The 18,542-nt window shown below is 47.2% G+C and carries 16 protein-coding genes; 5 read left to right on the top strand and 11 right to left on the bottom strand.

Features of this window, described 5'->3' with window-relative positions:
* Position 1 precedes the first annotated feature (1 nt).
* The 3 genes from HMPREF1152_RS02075 (at position 2) to HMPREF1152_RS02065 (ending at position 1,788) form a co-directional block, all read left to right on the top strand.
* Entirely contained in the window at positions 2 to 256 is a 255-nt protein-coding gene (locus HMPREF1152_RS02075) for a DUF3343 domain-containing protein (RefSeq protein ID WP_039883333.1), read from the top strand.
* Between the two features lie 101 nt (positions 257 to 357).
* Positions 358 to 1,122 (top strand): acyl-CoA dehydratase activase, encoded by a 765-nt coding sequence (locus HMPREF1152_RS02070; protein ID WP_009643465.1) that lies wholly within the window; start codon positions 358 to 360, stop codon positions 1,120 to 1,122.
* 180 nt (positions 1,123 to 1,302) lie between these two features.
* Positions 1,303 to 1,788 (top strand): imm68 putative immunity domain-containing protein, encoded by a 486-nt coding sequence (locus HMPREF1152_RS02065; protein WP_009643379.1) that lies wholly within the window; start codon positions 1,303 to 1,305, stop codon positions 1,786 to 1,788.
* A gap of 93 nt (positions 1,789 to 1,881) precedes the next feature.
* On the opposite strand, the gene HMPREF1152_RS09810 is transcribed toward HMPREF1152_RS02065, so the two are convergent.
* The 10 genes from HMPREF1152_RS09810 to rpmE all read right to left on the bottom strand — a co-directional run bounded on the left by HMPREF1152_RS09810 (position 1,882) and on the right by rpmE (position 11,056).
* Positions 1,882 to 3,528, bottom strand: a complete 1,647-nt coding sequence (locus HMPREF1152_RS09810) for an InlB B-repeat-containing protein (protein WP_009643428.1) — start codon at positions 3,526 to 3,528, stop codon at positions 1,882 to 1,884.
* Positions 3,529 to 3,703: 175 nt separating this feature from the next.
* Positions 3,704 to 4,585: a LysR family transcriptional regulator gene (locus HMPREF1152_RS02055; RefSeq protein ID WP_009643441.1), complete on the bottom strand. Its 882-nt coding sequence runs from the start codon at positions 4,583 to 4,585 to the stop codon at positions 3,704 to 3,706.
* Positions 4,586 to 4,861: 276 nt separating this feature from the next.
* On the bottom strand, positions 4,862 to 5,197 hold the full coding sequence (locus tag HMPREF1152_RS02050; protein ID WP_009643425.1) for a hypothetical protein: 336 nt from the start codon (positions 5,195 to 5,197) through the stop codon (positions 4,862 to 4,864).
* A gap of 225 nt (positions 5,198 to 5,422) precedes the next feature.
* Positions 5,423 to 5,878, bottom strand: a complete 456-nt coding sequence (locus tag HMPREF1152_RS02045) for a C-GCAxxG-C-C family protein (protein WP_009643435.1) — start codon at positions 5,876 to 5,878, stop codon at positions 5,423 to 5,425.
* Positions 5,879 to 5,973: 95 nt separating this feature from the next.
* Positions 5,974 to 7,302 (bottom strand): tyrosine--tRNA ligase, encoded by a 1,329-nt coding sequence (gene tyrS / locus HMPREF1152_RS02040; protein ID WP_009643405.1) that lies wholly within the window; start codon positions 7,300 to 7,302, stop codon positions 5,974 to 5,976.
* 68 nt (positions 7,303 to 7,370) lie between these two features.
* Positions 7,371 to 8,012 carry a uracil phosphoribosyltransferase gene (gene upp / locus HMPREF1152_RS02035; RefSeq protein WP_009643423.1) on the bottom strand — a complete coding sequence of 214 codons (642 nt, stop codon included), beginning with the start codon at positions 8,010 to 8,012 and terminating at the stop codon, positions 7,371 to 7,373.
* 59 nt (positions 8,013 to 8,071) lie between these two features.
* Entirely contained in the window at positions 8,072 to 8,500 is a 429-nt protein-coding gene (rpiB, locus tag HMPREF1152_RS02030; RefSeq protein WP_009643346.1) for a ribose 5-phosphate isomerase B, read from the bottom strand.
* 175 nt (positions 8,501 to 8,675) lie between these two features.
* Positions 8,676 to 9,668, bottom strand: a complete 993-nt coding sequence (locus HMPREF1152_RS02025) for an L-threonylcarbamoyladenylate synthase (protein ID WP_009643363.1) — start codon at positions 9,666 to 9,668, stop codon at positions 8,676 to 8,678.
* A gap of 13 nt (positions 9,669 to 9,681) precedes the next feature.
* Positions 9,682 to 10,746 (bottom strand): peptide chain release factor 1, encoded by a 1,065-nt coding sequence (gene prfA / locus HMPREF1152_RS02020; protein WP_009643421.1) that lies wholly within the window; start codon positions 10,744 to 10,746, stop codon positions 9,682 to 9,684.
* A gap of 112 nt (positions 10,747 to 10,858) precedes the next feature.
* Positions 10,859 to 11,056, bottom strand: coding sequence for a 50S ribosomal protein L31 (gene rpmE, locus HMPREF1152_RS02015; RefSeq protein ID WP_009643356.1), 198 nt, complete (start codon positions 11,054 to 11,056; stop codon positions 10,859 to 10,861).
* Between the two features lie 224 nt (positions 11,057 to 11,280).
* Here rpmE and coaBC point away from each other — a divergent pair, with 224 nt between their 5' ends.
* Both coaBC and HMPREF1152_RS02000 read left to right on the top strand, forming a co-directional pair.
* Positions 11,281 to 12,510, top strand: a complete 1,230-nt coding sequence (coaBC, locus tag HMPREF1152_RS02005) for a bifunctional phosphopantothenoylcysteine decarboxylase/phosphopantothenate--cysteine ligase CoaBC (protein ID WP_009643458.1) — start codon at positions 11,281 to 11,283, stop codon at positions 12,508 to 12,510.
* Between the two features lie 123 nt (positions 12,511 to 12,633).
* Entirely contained in the window at positions 12,634 to 17,397 is a 4,764-nt protein-coding gene (locus tag HMPREF1152_RS02000; protein ID WP_039883362.1) for a nicotinate-nicotinamide nucleotide adenylyltransferase, read from the top strand.
* Here HMPREF1152_RS02000 and HMPREF1152_RS01995 read toward each other — a convergent pair.
* Positions 17,387 to 18,463, bottom strand: coding sequence for a D-alanine--D-alanine ligase family protein (locus tag HMPREF1152_RS01995; protein WP_009643399.1), 1,077 nt, complete (start codon positions 18,461 to 18,463; stop codon positions 17,387 to 17,389). The two genes, HMPREF1152_RS02000 and HMPREF1152_RS01995, sit on opposite strands and share 11 nt — an antisense overlap.
* Positions 18,464 to 18,542 lie beyond the last annotated feature (79 nt).

The raw sequence follows: 18,542 nt of genomic DNA, 5'->3' as shown, positions 1-18,542 counted from the left end.
AATGCTCCACTATTATGTTTTGTTCGACAATCACACGGATGCCATGGAAATGTATCGTGCTATAAAAGCTACTTCACGGTACGCCCAGATTAGTCCGACTCCGCGCGAGTTAAGCGTTTGCTGCGGTGTGTCGATACTGATCAAGGAAAATGATGTATCTTTTATAAAGGAGCTCGCTGAAGAACAGCAACTCCGATACTTATCCATTAACGGACTCGATAACGAGTTCAATAGCGGTAGGCATCGATACGGCTAGTCACAGTCTACTATTGCTTGATATGGCCTACTATGGTTTGATGTGGCTCGATGCACTACCTCAAGTTAGATGTGATTAGACAAAATACAAAGGATTATTAAATGACTAGAATTGGAATTGATATTGGATCGACCGCTTCGAAGGTCTGCGTGATCGGCGAAGATAATAAGCCTCACTTTGAGGTTCTACCGACTGGCTGGAACAGCAAAATTACCGCTGGCATAATCAAGGAAAACCTTGAAGAGCTCGGTGTGGATTTAGAGAGTGCAAAGATTGTTGCGACTGGCTACGGCAGAATTTCCGTAGCCTATGCAGACAAGGTGATTACCGAGATTACATGTCACGGACGCGGTGGCTATGAGATGGCTGGGCAGGAAGACTGTTCTATCATCGATGTCGGTGGACAGGATACCAAGTATATCTTAGTTCAGGACGGAAGGGCTGTAGACTTTCTGATGAATGACAAATGTGCCGCTGGAACAGGCAAGTTCATCGAGGTTATGGCTAATCGTCTCGGGCTTACGATTGAAGAACTGTTTGATGAAGCACAACGTGGAAATCCTATACCGATTAGCTCGATATGCACGGTTTTCGCAGAATCTGAGGTTATCAACTACATGGGTGAAGGTCGCCCGAAAGAAGAGATTGCAGCCGGTGTAATCGACAGTGTTGCTACCAAAGTCGTGACACTATGTCAGAAGAAAGCTATCGCAGATAGATGCGTAATCACTGGCGGACTAAGCGGCAATGAGTATTTTGCAGAGCTTCTCTCTAAGAAGTTGAGTCGAACGGTCACTCCGCTTCCTGACGGTAGATATGCCGGTGCATATGGGGCGGCAATTCTGGCAGGCAAAATCGAGAAGTAGAAAGTCTTTTAAGACAGTATAAGCGAACATATAACTAAAGGGTTATTTCTATGGAAATAGCCCTTTTAGATTTTGCGTAATAATATCTAATTACTATCAAATTGATGTATGACAAAATATTGCATGATGATATAATTACAATGATTAATCGACAAATTGACATTTGCGGAGGAATTTAGTATGTATATTGAAAACAAATATTGGAATAACTACATTGGAGATAGCGACGATAGTCTTAATCTTATCGCCTTTTTAGAAGATCAAAGTAGCGACGAGATAGAGTTTTCCAATATACTGCAATCTTTAGGAGTTAATAAACAAGGTGAAAACTTCAGAAGAACTGTTTCCCCTTTGGGATTTACTAATTCAATGGGGATCTATCTTGATTTTCATTTCGCTATTGATATAATAACTGATCTTGCAGCAATATTATTAGAATGCAAAGTAAATGGCAGTGTTGATTTGCACGATTTAGAACCATTTGATACATCTTCTCGTATAGTAAAGATTATTGCTACATCTGAAGACTACGAGCTTTTGAATAAAATACTTGCCGACTTTTCGAAAAATCCACTTGAATATGACCTTTATGAACTTGTTCCGCAGGAGGATATGTTGAAAATGGCGGAAATATGCGAAAGTCTCAAACAAGAATTGTTAAGTTGAATTCCTGCTTGTTGAAAACAACAAAATCTTAGTATCAAGTTAAAAATGGAGCTGTCACTCATGCGACAGCTCCTGATATTTTACATTAATACACTAATTGTCTTTTCTTCTTTTGAAATATAATGCAAACAATAATACTCCTGATATAACTAATACCGCAACATACAACGGCATATTTATATTATCACCCGTCTTTGGTAACTTGCTATTATTTGGTAACTTGCCGGGTTTGTTTGGAGTCGGGTTCTTGCTGTAAATAGCATATACTACCATATCCTCGTTAACAATGGTTGAACCTGTAAATTTAGTTCCTTTTCCATCATTTTGAGTATTCCATTCCTTAAAAATATAACCACTCTTTGTTGGGTCACTTGGCATCGATTGATTAGCTAAAGCATCGTTATCAATTGATTTGCCGTTTTCCACCTTTACGGTTGCGTGTGTAGCATTTCCGTCCTTGAAAGTTACGGTGTTATCAGCCGGTTTATTTACCTTGAAAGTATAAGATATTTGGTTTGGCTTATTTGAGTCTGCCGCCTTATCCAGTCCACTAGGATCTTGAATTGCTGCAAATGACCAGTAATTTCTGGTCGCACAATTCTCATGTCCCGGACCTAACTCCTCATGATTATTATGTTCGGGAGAAGGCAAATAAAATTTTTCTGTATAAGAAGTAGCAAAATCATAAACTCCTGATACCGTACCTCTTATAGTTACCTGCGAATCTTGACTTGCGTCTTTAGAAACCTTTAATCCCGAAATACTAACATTAATGTTACTTGTATCTATGGAATTAATCTTTTCAATCAAGTCTTTCCATTTACAAACTTTAGCCTTTTCATTTTTACGTAATTTTACAAGCAAAGTATTTCCTTCCTTCGAAACATTTGCTGTAAACCCATCTAATCCCCTAATTGTAGCTGTTGGATTGTTACTAACAGTTACCCCGTCTGGGATATCTAATGAAAAAACGATTTGTGCATCTGACATTGCATACTGATTGTAAATCTTCTGAATTCCCTCATCTGACATACCGCCGGTTTGAGTTAAGAACAAAGCGAACCCATTCATATAACGCTTGAACCAAGACGCATTCATAGAAAACTCAAGGTCAATTGGATCACCTTTCTTATATTCGTCCACTTTCTTTGAATCGGTGCTGCCTTTAGCCTTTATATCGGCTAAAACTTGTAATTTCTCTAATGGCTTACTAGTTTCTTCAGCAGTTAAAATGTCACTTTGTTTAAACTTATGTGGATTTGTTCTATCTTCAGGAATCGTGGAGAATTGCTGAAAATACGGGTTATCTTGTGGTTTCAAAGGGTGAAGGAAAATGTTTAATCCACTCCACTTTGGAACAATGCCGGTATTTAGAAACTCAGGAGCACAGCAAAAATTGATTATCGTGCTAACCTTTGCATGCTGATTAACAGCAGTATCTTTAGGTTCCAACACATATTTAGGAACAAGAGTTTTAAAATATGTTATAGGTTCTCCTGCAGCTACCGGAATGTTTTCTACTTTTGAATATTTTAAGTCAACCCAATAATTATCATTTTTGATTTCTGCACTTTTATCAACTAAAGGGCCCTGCCAGTCCTCACCATACATAAAATAATGCACCGGATGAAGTGAGCTTAAATCTTCATCTGCAAATACAATTGATGTATTTAAGAGCAGCATTAATACGATCATAAGAGTCAATATTAAGCTAATATTTTTTTTAACTGTCTTCTTCATCAACACTAACGTCCTCTCTTAATTGTTAATTACTTATAACGCACACGGAAATTTTAGCATATATATGTATATATGGTGCTATGTATTAATAAAATACATAGCAGCTGGCATTCGTTGTTCAGAACATATAAAATCATGTCTGATAGACTTTGTTATATTTTTGCATACACCCTTTTTATATTCTTTCATTTATAAATTCAATGAAATTCTTAATCACCGGATCTATCCATTTACCCTTATGACATATAATATTGCTCTTAAGCTCCGGATTAGGGCAGGAAACATCTATTAATGCCAAATTTCCATCCTCGATTGCCTGCTGTACTACGAAATACGGAAGATAAGATACCCCATATCCCCCCTCAAGTATATTGATGATTGCAGACACAGAACCAATCTCAAGTACCGGTTCAAGCTGTACCCCGATATCATTTGCAAATTTATTTAGATAGTATGTGTAGCCGACCTCCCTGTCCGCAACGATTAACTGCTCGGCGAGGATCTTGCGCAGCGACACCTTCTTGCCCGCCAGCGGGTGATCAGGGTGCGCAACAAATACAATCGGAACGTCCTTCTCCAGTATGCGCTGGAAATTCTGAGGATTAGGCGGTTCGGTCATCGCCCATACGAGATCCATAGTGCCGGCTATGAGCTTCTCGCGCAGATCCTTAGTGAAGTCCGAGACCTGAATCACGATATTTACATTTGGATGCTCCTTGATAAAATCAATAGCGGCCTGTGGCAAAGCTCCAATGGAGAGACTGGATGTTGTGCCTATCCTGAGAGTCCCGCTGAGATCGCCCTGCTCCCGTATACATGCTATCGCTTCATCCTCGGCTTTGAGCAGGCGGAACGCATATGGTAAGAAAGCCTCACCTGCTCTGGTGAGATTGATCCTCTTGCCTATTCTGTCAAAAAGCGGCGCTCCCAGCTCATGCTCCAGCTGCTTGATCTGCGCCGTTACAGCTGCCTGCGAGTACCCGAGGCTTTCAGCCGCTCTCGTAAAGTTATTCATCTCTACAACCTTGATAAAGGTAGCTACATTACGATTCTCCATATTCCCTCCAGCAGAAATTCGCTATTATAATTTTTTATTGATTAACACATTTTAATTAATTTTACATATCGAGTTCCAGGGTCTATTATATAGGTACAGCAAGGGTGATTTCAAGTTAATTGCTGTTATTACAAGATCCATCCATAGAATATTCATACAGGAAGAGCGAGGATATTATCCCCGCTCTTTTGTTATACCTTTTTATTGTGCCACGTTAGATTGACAATTAATTTTTATCAAGCTGCTTCAAACGTCTATTGAACCTGCTGCAACTGATCACTTGTTCCTGGACTTCTTTTTAAGCGACTTGTAGGCTGCACCCTTGCCTGCCTTTTGAGCCTGCTCCTCCGCCTCTGTCTGCTCCTGCTCGTCGGCAGCCATCTGCTTCTCCATCCTGATGATAAGTCTGATAAGGCTTACCGCAACAGTCAGATATACTATCGTCATGAGGATGATCATAGCCCCCAGAGTTGCACTCTTGCCACCGTTCATATATCCGCGAATCATCACTGTGTCAGCAATTACAGCCGCTACGATGAAAATCCCGACTCCAATTCTGCCCTTCTTCATGCCGCCCGGCTTCTCGTATTTTGAATTCTTCTTGTTAGCCATCTGCCACCTCTTTCTGTTTTCTGTTCAGATCTCTTGATAGTACTCCTTAATTGTTGATACTCTGCTTTTCGATTATCTTATCTACTATAATCATCTACGATTTAACAGCGCACATGCCACACCTTTACCGCCATCCGATACCTTCTGCTCGCGAGCCTCCAACAGCTCTCCACTCCGCACCGTCAATGATGCTGCATGTTTTTACCTATCAATCGGTCACAACCTCTAACAGACCTTCACTCCGCATTCGCGCTCCATGATGTGTGCAAAGATTTCGATCACTGCAACCACAATCTCGATACAGTGCTGCTTGCGCTCCTGAGTCTTGAACTCGTAGCCCTCCAGCAGCTCCGGACACAGTGCGCTGCCGAAGCCGGCTATCACCTCGTCGTTGAGTTCTCTCACGAGTGCGATGCACTTCTCGTAGCTCGGATCACCGGGGATTACACGTCCGAAGACTTTGCCGAGAGCCATTGTCGCTCCCGCCACTGCTCCACACACATTACCGCCATTTCCAAATCCATATGGGAATCCGGTTGCGATAGCCATTATGTCATCGCTCATGCCGAGATCCCAGTGCTTGTTCGCTATTGTAACTACCGACTCGGAGCACATGCAGCCTGTCGTAAATGCATCTACAACATCCTTCTTCACCGCTTCAAGATTAACCTGTTCTACCATGTCGTCTCTCCTAGCTGTCACGCTGCCGCGTGGCGATTTGATTTAATAAATAGAGCGCGCATCGCTGCGCGCCCGTTTATGCTGTCAATTGCTCATTACTTGAGCGTTACTGCAACGAATTTCTTCTTGCCCTTCTGAATTGTGAGTTTGCCGCCCTCAAAATCCGTGAGAGTTACTTTTCTCTTCCTGTCTGTAACCTGCTCGCCGTTGATCCTGACACCGCCCTGCTCGATTGTTCTGAATGCATCGCCATTCGACTGAGCGAGCCCCAGTTCCTTGAGCAGACTTGCGAGGCCGAAGCCTTCTCCTTCAAATCCGGACTTATCCATCTCCTCAGTTGGCATTGTCACTGCGTTAGTACCGCCGGCTGCGAATACCGCGCGAGCATCCTCGAGCGCCTTCTTCGCCTTATCTTCGCCGTGAACCAACTTGGTTACCTCATAAGCCAGGATTTCCTTGGCCTTGTTGATCTCCGCCCCCTCGAGCGAGGACAGCCTGTTAACCTCGTCCATTGGCAGGAATGTCAGCATGCGCAGGCACTTGTTAACATCTGCATCTGCAACGTTTCTCCAGTACTGGAAGAAATCGAATACGGAAACTCTATTCTCATCCAGCCAGAGCGCACCGCTTGAGGTCTTGCCCATCTTCTCGCCATCGCTCTTGGTGAGAAGTGAAAATGTCATGCCATATACATCGAGGTTGTCTCTCTTCTTGGCGATATTGACACCGGCGATGATATTGGACCACTGGTCGTTACCGCCGAACTGCGCCTTGAGTCCGAAATCCCTAGCCATTACATAGAAATCGTAACCCTGCATCAGCATGTAGTTGAACTCAAGGAATGTAAGTCCCTCCTTGATTCTTCTCTTGTAGCACTCTGCTCTCAGCATCTCGTTGACGTTAAACAGCGATCCTATCTCACGCACGAACTCGATGTAGTTAAGGTTTCTGAGCCACAGTGCGTTGTTAGTGCTGATGGCAAATCCCGGCTTAGGCTCCCTGTTCTGATGACCCGGCTTGTTGACGCCGTCGTTATCTAAGTATTTCCACTCGTCGTCGAATTGCAGGAAACGGTCAAACAGGTCTTTGAATTTTCTGCCATTTGCATCGATCTCCTCGACGTCCATCATGCGGCGCAGATCGGTTCTGCCCGAAGGGTCGCCAATCATAACTGTGCCGCCTCCAACTAGAGCAACCGGAGTATGTCCGTACTTGAGCATATATGCAAAAATGATAATCTGGATCAGGTGTCCAACATGCAGACAGTCTGCGGTTGGGTCAAATCCGACATAGAACTTGATCTTCTCCCTTTCGAGCAGTTCGCGCATAGCCTTAGGATCTGTGCACTGCTCGATAAGGCCTCTCTCTTCAAGCACGTCGTATACGTTAGTGTGCTTACTCACATTGTCTGGAATCTGTATCATTTTAGCCCCCTTCTACTTAAATAACCTGCAGCTCTCGCCGCAGGCCTTACGTCATTAGCTTGCCGAGATCACTTAGTGCCGTACAGTCTGTCGCCTGCATCTCCCAGGCCCGGGAGAATATATGCATTTTCGTTGAGTCTCTCGTCCTTAGCTGCAATATAGATGTCTACATCGGGATGTGCCTTATGTAGAGCATCTATCCCCTCCGGTGCCGCTATCAGGCACATGAAGGCGATGGCGTGTCCGCCTCTGTTCTTGATAGAATCGATTGCGGCGATAGCGCTTCCGCCGGTTGCAAGCATCGGATCGACAGCGAAAATCTTTCTCTTCTCGATGTCTGTAGGCAGCTTGCAATAATATTCAACAGGAAGATGAGTCTCCGGGTCGCGGTACAGACCGACGTGTCCAACCTTTGCATTCGGAACGAGCGCAAGCATACCGTCTACAAAGCCCAGACCGGCTCTCAGGATCGGCACAATTGCGATGTCCTCTCCCTCCAGCATTCTAACCTTAGTCTTGCACATAGGTGTTTCGATCTCAAACTCCTCGAGAGGGAGATTTCTCGTCGCCTCAAAGCCCATCAGCATAGCAACCTCAGTTGCGAGCTCTCGGAACTCCTTCACGCTAGTGTTTACATTTCTCATAAGTGCGGTCTTGTGCTGAATTAGCGGGTGGTCAAACACATATACCTTGCCTTCTCTGTTAGCCATTGTAATCCTCCTGGTTAATTCACTTACTCACTAGTATATACGAATACGTGCAGAATATGCTAGTCGTCCAGCATATTTATGCGGCGAAGGTGCTTGCCGCCCTCAAATCCCGTCTCAAACCACCTGTCTACAATCTTGAATGCCAGATCCTGTTCGATCATCCTCGCGCCCATAGCCAGTACGTTTGCATCGTTATGTCTCCTCGACATCTCAGCCATCTCGACAGAAGTGCAGAGCGCACATCTAACGCCCTTAACCTTGTTGGCAGCGATCGAGATTCCGATTCCGGATCCGCAGATAACAATGCCTCTTTCAGCCAGACCTCTTGCAACTGCCTCCCCTACAGCCTTTCCGTAGCCGGGATAGTCCACCGGCTCTGTCGAATCCGTGCCGAGATCAATAATCTCATAGCCATCCTTAAGCAGTTTGTCCTCAACCGCCATCTTGAGCGGATATCCTGCATGATCACATCCAATGGCAACCTTCATATCTTCCTCCTGCTATTTTCAAATATTCCCCTTTATTATACACCTGCAGACAGCTGTATGCTCTGACAACTTGTGCATCATTCGTGTACTGACTGTGCACTGACCGCATATTTCCGGGATTACCGTCTCTATAATGACACATAGCTGCGCCGGTATTTTCAAATCCGGCAGAGCTCTATACTTCCAGTATGTCATAGCCTGCCGATTTAACCATCCTGTTCATTACCGAAAACCCGACTTCATCCCAGTCGTATGAGGCGATGTATATCACATCTACGCCATCTCTGTCGAGCTGCCTGAGATTCGCAAAATACCTGACCGCAGCTTCATCGCCCTTGCCCTCATAGTCCAGAACTGCCGTCTTGATACCCCTTGCGACTGCTTCCGCTGACAGCTTAGCAATGGCCTCATGCACAGCAGCCTTGTCTCCCTCGACTATCTTGACATCCGCCTTTGGCGCATAATGCTTGTATTTCATACCCGGGGACTTCGGATGAAAGTCATCCGAATCGGGCTTCTGAAACAGTGACGGATCGTATTTTACCTCGCCACCCACAACCTCTTCAATCCTGCTCTTGGTTATAAAGCCCGGTCTGAGTATAGTGGGCACATCAGACGTCAAATCCAGAACTGTAGACTCTATGCCTATCACAGTCTGCTCACCCTTAACTATCGCATCAATACGGCCGTCCATATCCTCGGCAACGTCCTCAAAGGTCGTCGGACTCGGCTTGCCCGATAGATTTGCACTAGGCGCTGCGATCGGAACCCCGGCTGCCTCAATAATTGCCGACGCTTCCTTGCGCTCCGGCCATCTGACTGCCACCGTATCCAGCCCGCCCGTTGTAACATCCGGAACTGCCGGATGTTTGTGCAGCACGAACGTTATAGCTCCCGGCCACAGCTTCCACATGATATCCTTCTGCGAATCTGTGAAACCGCGAGCTACTCCGTTCAGCATCTCGAGGTTGGAGACATGGACAATCATCGGATTGTCGCCGGGTCTGCCCTTAGCCTCATATATGTGCCTGGTCGCAACGGGATCAAGAGCGTTTGCACCCAGCCCGTACACCGTCTCCGTCGGAAAAGCCACAAGACCGCCATCACGAAGGATTTGGCCTGCCTTGGCGATCCCTTCCTCGTCCGGAAGAATAATCTGTGTCTTCATTGGATGCCCCGCCTTAGAATTCCCTCATCTTTTCAGCCTGATCCTCAGTGATCAGCGCATCGATAACCTCGTCCAGATCCCCGTCCAGGAAGGAGTCCAGCTTATACAGCGTGAGGTTGATGCGGTGGTCGGTGATGCGGCTCTGCGGGAAGTTGTAGGTTCTGATACGCTCAGATCTGTCTCCCGAACCGATCTGCGACTTCCTCTCTGCAGCGATTTTGTCGTTCTGTTCCTGCTGCATCAGATCATACAGTCTAGCCTTCAGTACCTTGAAAGCCTTGTCCTTGTTCTTGATCTGCGACTTCTCGTCCTGACAGGTTACTACGAGTCCTGTCGGGATGTGCGTGAGCCTTACCGCCGAATCTGTCGTATTGACACACTGTCCGCCATTTCCTGACGCTCTGTATACGTCTATGCGAACATCGTTAGGATCCAGATTGACCTCGACGTCATCCACCTCCGGCATCACAGCGATTGAAGCTGCAGAGGTATGAACTCTGCCTCCCGACTCCGTTTCAGGAACCCTCTGTACCCTGTGAACTCCGCTCTCGTACTTGAGTCTGGAATATGCCCCCTTGCCCTTGATGAGCAGCACAGCTTCCTTGACTCCGCCGATTTCAGTCTCGTTGCTCTCGATGAGCTCTGTCTTCCAGCGCATTCTCTCGGCATATCTGAGGTACATACGGAGAAGGTCGCTCCCAAATAAAGCTGCCTCGTCACCGCCGGTACCCGCTCTGACCTCGAGTATTACGTTCTTGTCGTCGTTAGGATCCTTTGGCAGCAACAGAATCTTGAGGTTCTCGGTAAACTGCTCGATAGCAGCCTCGTTGGACTTAAGCTCCTCACGAGCCATCTCACGCAGCTCCTCGTCGTCCTCCAGCTCGAGAATTTCCTTTGCCTCTTCAAGCTCTTCCTTTGCTTTTTTGTAAGCCGTATACTCCTTAACGATTGGCTCGAGGTCGCTCATCTCCTTCATCAGCCTCTGCCATTCCTTCTGCCTGGCAATGACATCCGGATCAGAAACCTTCCGGGATAGCTCCTCGTATTTCTCAAGTATAAAATCTAGCTTGTCAAACATAATTACGTCCTCTGCTTATGATATGAAAAAAGCGTTGGGAAAGCCACCGCCTGTGGTTCCAAACGCTCTAAAACGAGGACGCTGCAAACAGCGTCCTCTGAATATTGTTTCCCTAAAGGTTGTATTTGTTCTTGAACTTCTCTACACGTCCACCACGGTTAGCAAACTTCTGCTGACCTGTGAAGAATGGGTGGCACTCGGAGCATACGTCAACTCTCATAGTGTCAGTATTTGAAAGTGTAGTAAAGGTATTACCACATGCGCAAGTAACTTTACATTCCTTATAATCAGGATGGATTCCTTCCTTCATGCTAGTTCTCCTTTTCTCAAAAGTCTATCGTGCGCAACAATGCAATCGCTCCAATAGCCTTGCTATTATATCAAAGCAAATTAGCTTGTGCAATAGGGAAGTCCAACAAGTATTGATTCCCGGGCATTTTGATGCTGATTTTAACCCTTTTCGGATTGAGAAATCGCACATGAAAGTATATTATATAATTTAACCACAAGATGTAGACAAGAGGAGGTACTCCCATGCTTAAGGATAAATGCGTAGTCGTTGGTGTTACCGGCGGAATCGCCGCATACAAGGCTGCTTCTCTGGTGAGCGCGCTCAAGAAGGATCATGCCGATGTTCACATAATCATGACCCGGAACGCTGCCGAGTTCATCTCGCCGCTGGTATTCGAGACACTTACGGGCAACAAATGCATGACAGATACATTTGACAGGGATTTCAAGTTTGATGTCGCACACATCTCCATTGCAAAAGCCGCTGACTATTTCGTCGTCGCTCCGGCAACTGCAAACTTCATCGCTAAGGCTTCTTATGGCATAGCTGACGATATGCTGACTACGACATTTCTGGCCGCCGCCTGCCCTAAGCTGGTAGTTCCGGCGATGAACACCAACATGTACCTCAACCCTATCACTCAGGACAACCTGATGAGGTTGCTCAAGGTTGGAATCAGGGTGTTGGAGCCCTCCAGCGGCAAGCTCGCATGTGGAGACGAGGGCATCGGCAAGCTGCCCGAGCCGGAGGTCATCCACGAGGAGATACTGTTCGATCTGGCCTTCGACAAGGATTTGAAGGGGCGAAAGGTTCTCGTCACAGCAGGAGCTACACAGGAGGCTATCGATCCTGTTCGCTACATCACCAATCATTCGACCGGCCGTATGGGATATGCAATAGCAAAGGCTGCCGCCTACCGCGGCGCGCAGATTACGCTTGTGACCGGCAGGTCCGGACTTCCGCCTATTCCATACATCGATACGGTCGAGATTACTGCAGCCGCCGAAATGGAGCGCGAGGTGCTCAAATACGCGCCTAATGCGGACTACATCTTCAAAGCAGCTGCAGTAGCGGATTACACGCCCGTTCAAGCTGCAGACGAGAAGATCAAGAAGCAGGACGGAGACATGTCTATAGAATTGAAGAGGACTGCTGACATACTTGCAGAGATCAAAGAGATTAGAAGGCCCGATCAGATTATCTGTGGCTTTTCCATGGAGACGGAGAATCTGCTCGAGAACTCACGCAGCAAGCTGGAACAAAAAGGACTCGACATGGTATGCGCTAACAACCTCAAAGAGGACGGAGCCGGATTTGGCGGAGATACCAACTCAGTCACAATCATCACCAGGTCGGACGAGACCGAGCTCGGTAAGCTCAGCAAGTTTGACACCGCCATGGCCGTCATCGACAAGGCTATATCCCTGTCGAACGAGGCTCCGATATCAGGGGCGCGCGACGTAACACTGTAGTCGCACTGCTGTAGATATGGCTTTACAATGGCAGTGCTTAGGCATGAATCTATAGGACGCAGTGCCTATAGATTGAATAATTGACTAAGATGATAATGCAACTGTAAATAGATGGTATCGGATATGAATAATCAAGAATTAATGGTCACTACAATCAGGAGCGCTCTGCTCAATCCGTCTTTTCTGGAGACAGCCGGCTTTGATGAGGACGTGATGACGAGACGCACGAGCGATGAAAACTTCGTCGAGATGGTATACGAGCTCGCTTACCATTCCGGCAAACACGGCAGATACCACTCCCGTACTATCCTCGACATCAGCTCGAGGTATACGCCGGAGCTCGTGGACGTTCCAATCGAGGGCTGGCTGGAGCACACAAGGCTGTATCTCCTGCATGTGCTCTTTCCTCACATGGACGCCCCTCTTGAACCTGAGAAATACGCAGACGGCAGGAACATGCTGCTACAGATTATGCGCGGCATATACGTGTACGAGCGACAGGTACTGTCTTTCGACCCACGATACGATATGAAGCTGCTCAGCGACGAGGAGATTGAAGCTAATGCTTTTACAGACGAGTATCTGAGACTCAAGAAACTGGTTAAGCGCGAGTTCGTATATGAATTTATGCGTATCAGCGCCGATATCTCGCCTTTCAACACTCTCGGGCACATCAGCGGTGTTCATTACGTTGCGATGTATGCAGCCAGACAGCTGCACGAGGCAGGCATAGATGTTGATCTCGGGCTCATTTCAGGTGCCGCAGCTGCGCACGACATCGGCAAATACGGTTGCCGCAAGGAGGAGGAACGCCGCGTTCCGTATCTGCATTACTACTACACAGATTATTGCCTGACCAGATTTGGGCTGCCTACGATTATGCATATCGCTGCTAATCACTCAACATGGGATCTGGAGCTCGAGAACCTGTCGGTTGAATCTCTGCTGCTCATCTATGCGGACTTCCGCGTCAAGAGCACGAGAAACGAGGATAATGAGGAACTGATCCGCTTCTATTCGCTTGACGAAGCTTTTGAAGTCATATCGAGCAAGCTCGACAATGCGGACACAACCAAGAAACGCAGATACGAGAAGGTATATAACAAGCTGCACGACTTTGAGGATTTCATGCGCGAGAACGGAGTCACAACTTCCCTTCCTGAGGATTGGTCAGAGACTCCCGGATTTAAGTGTGCGCCTAAAGAACGTGAGCTTGCCCTGCTCGATGGGAGGGAAGCTACATCACAGCTCAAGTTCCGAGCTATCGAGCATAATATCAGACTTATGAAGATATTTAACAGTCCGTCAGAATTCTCCGAGCTGATTGAGCGTGCTCGCAGTGAGACACAGTGGAATAATATCAGAACGTATCTCAACATCCTGGGCGAGTATTCGACATACATGACAGAGGATCAGAAGTCGATGACACTCCGATTCATGTATGACATGCTATTTAACAGAGAGAGCGACATCAGAGAGCAGGCTGCTCAGATAATGGGACAGATTGTAGCCCGATTTCGCGAGGAGTACAAGAAGGAGCTGCCTAAGTCGGTTCCTGTAAGAGATACCGACACCACCAATCTTGCACAGTTCACATTCTATCTGGATAAGCTGCTCAAGCCATCTCACAATCACGCAGAATTTCACAGGAAACGTATTGTAGAAGGAACCCCTGATTTTGTAAACCAGGTCGTAAGGAACTGCAGACCTTCGTGCCGCAGCAAATATTTTGATGTGCTCGAGGCTCACTACCATGTGGCGGAGCTCGACGAACAGACAATCATTGTACTTTGCAGTACTGCCCTGGGCATCGACAAGGAACTGATGCCGGAGAGCTTCCTCGAGAACCTGATGTTCTTCACCAAGGATATCCTCGGCAGCTACAGCGTTAGCGCCGACCTGCTTGCGCTCGCATTGATAGAAAAATTCTTCCCGGATACAGGCATAGACGTAGAAACCAGGAGACTCAACGTCATGGGCATACAGGCAGACAGCGATGTGACAGAGGCTCTTCTCGCCTCGCTGTTCCTCGACAACCTCAAGGCCGGCACAACCTGGATAGTAAAGCTCGCCAACATTGATTATATGTTCAAGCTCGCTAAGCGGGGTGACAGCCTGATGCATATCGCTACGCATTTTGCCAACCTTATCAAGGTCAGCGAGACGATTATAGTCAGAAAGCGTGCCGGCAGAAGACTCGTTGAGCTTGCCGACAGTATGCCGCGTGAGCAGCTCAACGAGCTGTGCATCGAGCTCTTCAACGGACTTGAGCTCGGGGATTATCAGTTCATCAAGTTCATCCCCGGCTACCTCGGTCAGCTGATGCTGCACTTGCCGGATGAAGAGCTGGACGAGATGATTGCCGGGCTGGAAACCTTGCTAAATACAGGTAACGACAAGTCTGCAGCTGCCTCACTCAACACTGTGGCAGTACTGCTTGAAAACTATGACAATGTCTCACCGGACAGCAGCAGTACGGAAGAACACAAACAGAAGCTGCTCGGGCTGATTGTCAAATTTATAAGCCATTACAAGACTTCTATATCGCAGGAGGCGCTGCGTGTGCTCGGACTGCGCGTATTGGGAAGCCGAAAGATGAGCATGGACTCAAAGCACTGGGTAGCAGTACACGGCTTCAAACGATTAGCTGCAATGATTCCTCTTATTGGAGATGACCTTGGTCTCGAGTTCTACAACAATGCGGCGGTGCTCAACAACATATACAGGTTTATAGCCGGTTACATCGCAGATGTGGGTGATTTTGAATTTACTGAAAGCAACAAGATTGCCTTCTTCCCCGGCACCTATGACCCCTTCAGCCTGGGACACAAGGCAATTGCCACAACTATTAGGGACATGGGCTTTGATGTCTACCTTGCACTCGATGAATTCTCATGGTCCAAGAAGACTCTGCCTCACATGCTCCGTAAGAACATACTGGCCATGGCGATTAGCAACGAAGAAGGCCTATGCATATTCCCTGACGATATTCCTATCAATATCTCTAATCCCGAGGACCTGCGGATATTGAGAGAGCTTTTTGCCGGCAAAGAGCTGTACATCGCTATGGGTTCGGACATAGTTGAAAATGCGTCGTGCTACAAGACGGCGCCCAGCGAGTACTCGATTCACTCGCTGGGACACATAGTGTTTGATAGAGAATCGCGAGATGATTCGCATAGCGACAGCAGTGAGACTCTTTATCCAATCACCGGCGAAGTGATCAAGCTCACGCTCAAGACGTACTGTGAGGATATCAGTTCGACCAGAATTCGTGATAACATCGACCTCGGCCGAGACATCGGAACCCTGCTCGATCCGATAGTTCAGAACTACATCTACGATATGAATTTATATGAGCGCGAACCCGCATACAAGCACGTGTTGCAGACTCGAGAGATTGAATTCAGTGAGTACGAGCACCATGATGCATCATTTATAGTGCCTCTTCAGAATGCACTGTCGCAGGCAGGCTACGAGTGCTCTGCCCTGCAGGAGTATCTCGGGGATGTCGACACCGAGTCGCTGTTTATAAGCGTAAACAGCGAAGAACAGCCTCTGTGCGCCTTCGCAGCCGCACACAAGCTGCGTACACATGACTTGATAGAAGAGTTTGGTAGCAACAAAATTGCCGCAACTGTCAGAGAAAATGCTCTCGGTTCAATCGCCGTCATAGGCGCATTTTACGCTAGTGAGCCCTCCGGCAGCTCAAACCGGAAACAGATATTACTCACAGAGATACTGACCGCTCTCCTCGCCAGGGATTATACATACGTAATCTATCACCCTGTAGATCCTGCGGGAATGGACGAGGACATTATAAATATTCTGAAACGGCATGGCTTTATAGATATATCCGGTGGCGGTGAAGCACCGATCTACGTAGTAGAAATGAAGTCTCCGATTGTGCTGTTCAGAGATGTTGAGACTTGCATCAAGACACCATTAAGCAAGAACCCCAGAGTTATCAAAGCTCTCGATGATGCGCACGACAAGCTGCTGAATACCTTTAATCAGCTGTTTCCCGGTCAGCTGATTCTGTCATTCAACACAGATACTGTGTACAGCCGCATTGTAAATATGGTTGCGGCTGAAAATGGCGTACCCACAGAACCCGATCCGCTGAAGAGGCGTGGTCCATATATGTCAGTGCCATACGGCAAGGCTCTATCCGACGTAGCCTTCCCTAATACTGTAACCAAGGCTCTAAGGACAGATAAGTACTTCAAGGACGACCTTTCGGGATATACCATCAGGGAGTACAGAGGCTATGCACCGCTACAGGATCAGATAAGGACCATCAAGTCATTTGCAAGACCTGCAATATTGGTGGATGACTTGCTGCACAGCGGACAGCGGCTAAATCAAATAGCGCCTCTGATGAAAGACGAGGGAATAGACATCCGCAAGGTCGTCGTCGGTGTGCTAACGGGCAGAGCGCTTGACGACATGAAGAATAGCGGTATTCCGGTTGATAGTGCGTATTTCATACCTAACATCTCAATTTGGATAAACGAGCATGACAGCTATCCGTTCTTTGGAGGTGACAGCATAGACCTTGTCGCTGAATCGAATGAGTCTAAGACCGTCAATTTGATGCTGCCATACACTTCATTCAGCTTCGTGGGCGAAGACGACATGGAGAAGGTCTATAAGTATTCGGTTACCTGCCTCGAGAATGCTCGGGACATCCTTCGCATACTCGAGCAGGAATACCAGGCTGAATACGGACGCAAGCTGACTCATAAGCAGCTCGGAGCAGTCATCTCAAGGCCTTGCACACCAATGCTACCTCCGGGCCTCGAGTACGACAGCTCCTTCGCAGCTTCCGAATTTATCGAAAACGATATTCGCAAGGCGGAGAGACTCCACATGGTTAAGAAGTAGTGCTGTGCTCCTCCATCGCCAGCTTGATCAGACTGTCAAGCAGCGTTGGTCGATCGATACCCATCGCCTCCCAGAGCTGCGGATACATGCTGATATTTGTAAAGCCCGGCAGTGTGTTGATCTCATTAAATACAACCCTGCCTTCCTCTGTATAGAAGAAATCCACTCTGGATAACCCACGGCAATCAAGCGCCTTAAATATCTCGACGGCCTTGCTTCTGATTTCCTTCTGCTTGCCGACCGGGATATCATCTACCACACGGGTCTTGGACTCCGGATTGTTGTATTTGGCATCGTAGTCGTAGAACTCGCCTGCGGATAGAATCTCGCCTACATATGAAGCCTTTGGATTGTGGTTGCCGAGCACTGCTACTTCCATCTCCCTACCGACAATCATCTCCTCGACGAGCACCTTGTCGTCATACTTAAACGCATTTTCAATAGCCGTCTCCAGCTCCGACTTCTTCTCGACCTTGGACGCACCGACCGATGAACCTGCTGAGGATGGTTTGACGAACAGAGGCAGCTTGCCGTCATTCGTACTGAGAGCATTCATAATCTCGCCTTCACGGTCGTCTGCAAAATCCTTTCTCTTAATCACGCAGTATCTCGCCTGGTCGATGCCGATCTCTCCCACGATAATCTTGGTGAACGACTTGTCCATACAGTTCGCAGAAGCCTTTACTCCCGGTCCGACATAAGGAATTTCAGCCAGCTCGAAGAGTCCCTGAATAGTTCCGTCCTCGCCGTTATCACCGTGCATTACAGGAATGATGCAGTCTATGTGTTTAACTACCGCCCTTTCCTCATCATCGAACACGAGGATACCGTGAATTGTAGGGTCTGCCGGCAGGCACACCTGTTTGTTATCTGCTCTGTTCTCCCATTCTCCGCTCGCGATTTCATCAGTAGCGGCCTCGGTTTGGTACCATCTGCCCTCTTTAGTTATACCGATCTGTGTAATTTCATAGCGGTCAGAGCCGAGTCCATCGATCACGTTCACTGCTGAATTGCGCGATACCTCGTGTTCATCGGACTTTCCTCCAAATATTACTGCAATGTTCATCAATCAACCTCCAAATTTTGAAGTGCTTCCAAAGTTCTTTTTGTTGTACCTTTAAGTACACCTTTTCATAGCAGCATGT

The organism is Mogibacterium sp. CM50 (genome assembly GCF_000293155.1).
Lineage (GTDB): Bacteria > Bacillota > Clostridia > Peptostreptococcales > Anaerovoracaceae > Mogibacterium > Mogibacterium timidum.
Note: the sequence above shows the minus strand (reverse complement) of the source record. Positions and strands in the feature narration are given on the sequence as shown.

Coding starts and splice junctions, on each gene's coding strand:
- upp (WP_009643423.1), bottom strand. CDS start 8,012: ATGGCTAACAGAGAAGGCAAGGTATATGTGTTTGACCACCCGCTAATT.
- HMPREF1152_RS02065 (WP_009643379.1), top strand. CDS start 1,303: ATGTATATTGAAAACAAATATTGGAATAACTACATTGGAGATAGCGAC.
- HMPREF1152_RS02050 (WP_009643425.1), bottom strand. CDS start 5,197: ATGGCTAACAAGAAGAATTCAAAATACGAGAAGCCGGGCGGCATGAAG.
- rpiB (WP_009643346.1), bottom strand. CDS start 8,500: ATGAAGGTTGCCATTGGATGTGATCATGCAGGATATCCGCTCAAGATG.
- coaBC (WP_009643458.1), top strand. CDS start 11,281: ATGCTTAAGGATAAATGCGTAGTCGTTGGTGTTACCGGCGGAATCGCC.
- HMPREF1152_RS01995 (WP_009643399.1), bottom strand. CDS start 18,463: ATGAACATTGCAGTAATATTTGGAGGAAAGTCCGATGAACACGAGGTA.
- HMPREF1152_RS02025 (WP_009643363.1), bottom strand. CDS start 9,668: ATGAAGACACAGATTATTCTTCCGGACGAGGAAGGGATCGCCAAGGCA.
- prfA (WP_009643421.1), bottom strand. CDS start 10,746: ATGTTTGACAAGCTAGATTTTATACTTGAGAAATACGAGGAGCTATCC.
- HMPREF1152_RS02070 (WP_009643465.1), top strand. CDS start 358: ATGACTAGAATTGGAATTGATATTGGATCGACCGCTTCGAAGGTCTGC.
- HMPREF1152_RS02055 (WP_009643441.1), bottom strand. CDS start 4,585: ATGGAGAATCGTAATGTAGCTACCTTTATCAAGGTTGTAGAGATGAAT.
- tyrS (WP_009643405.1), bottom strand. CDS start 7,302: ATGATACAGATTCCAGACAATGTGAGTAAGCACACTAACGTATACGAC.
- HMPREF1152_RS09810 (WP_009643428.1), bottom strand. CDS start 3,528: ATGAAGAAGACAGTTAAAAAAAATATTAGCTTAATATTGACTCTTATG.
- rpmE (WP_009643356.1), bottom strand. CDS start 11,056: ATGAAGGAAGGAATCCATCCTGATTATAAGGAATGTAAAGTTACTTGC.
- HMPREF1152_RS02045 (WP_009643435.1), bottom strand. CDS start 5,878: ATGGTAGAACAGGTTAATCTTGAAGCGGTGAAGAAGGATGTTGTAGAT.
- HMPREF1152_RS02075 (WP_039883333.1), top strand. CDS start 2: ATGCTCCACTATTATGTTTTGTTCGACAATCACACGGATGCCATGGAA.
- HMPREF1152_RS02000 (WP_039883362.1), top strand. CDS start 12,634: ATGAATAATCAAGAATTAATGGTCACTACAATCAGGAGCGCTCTGCTC.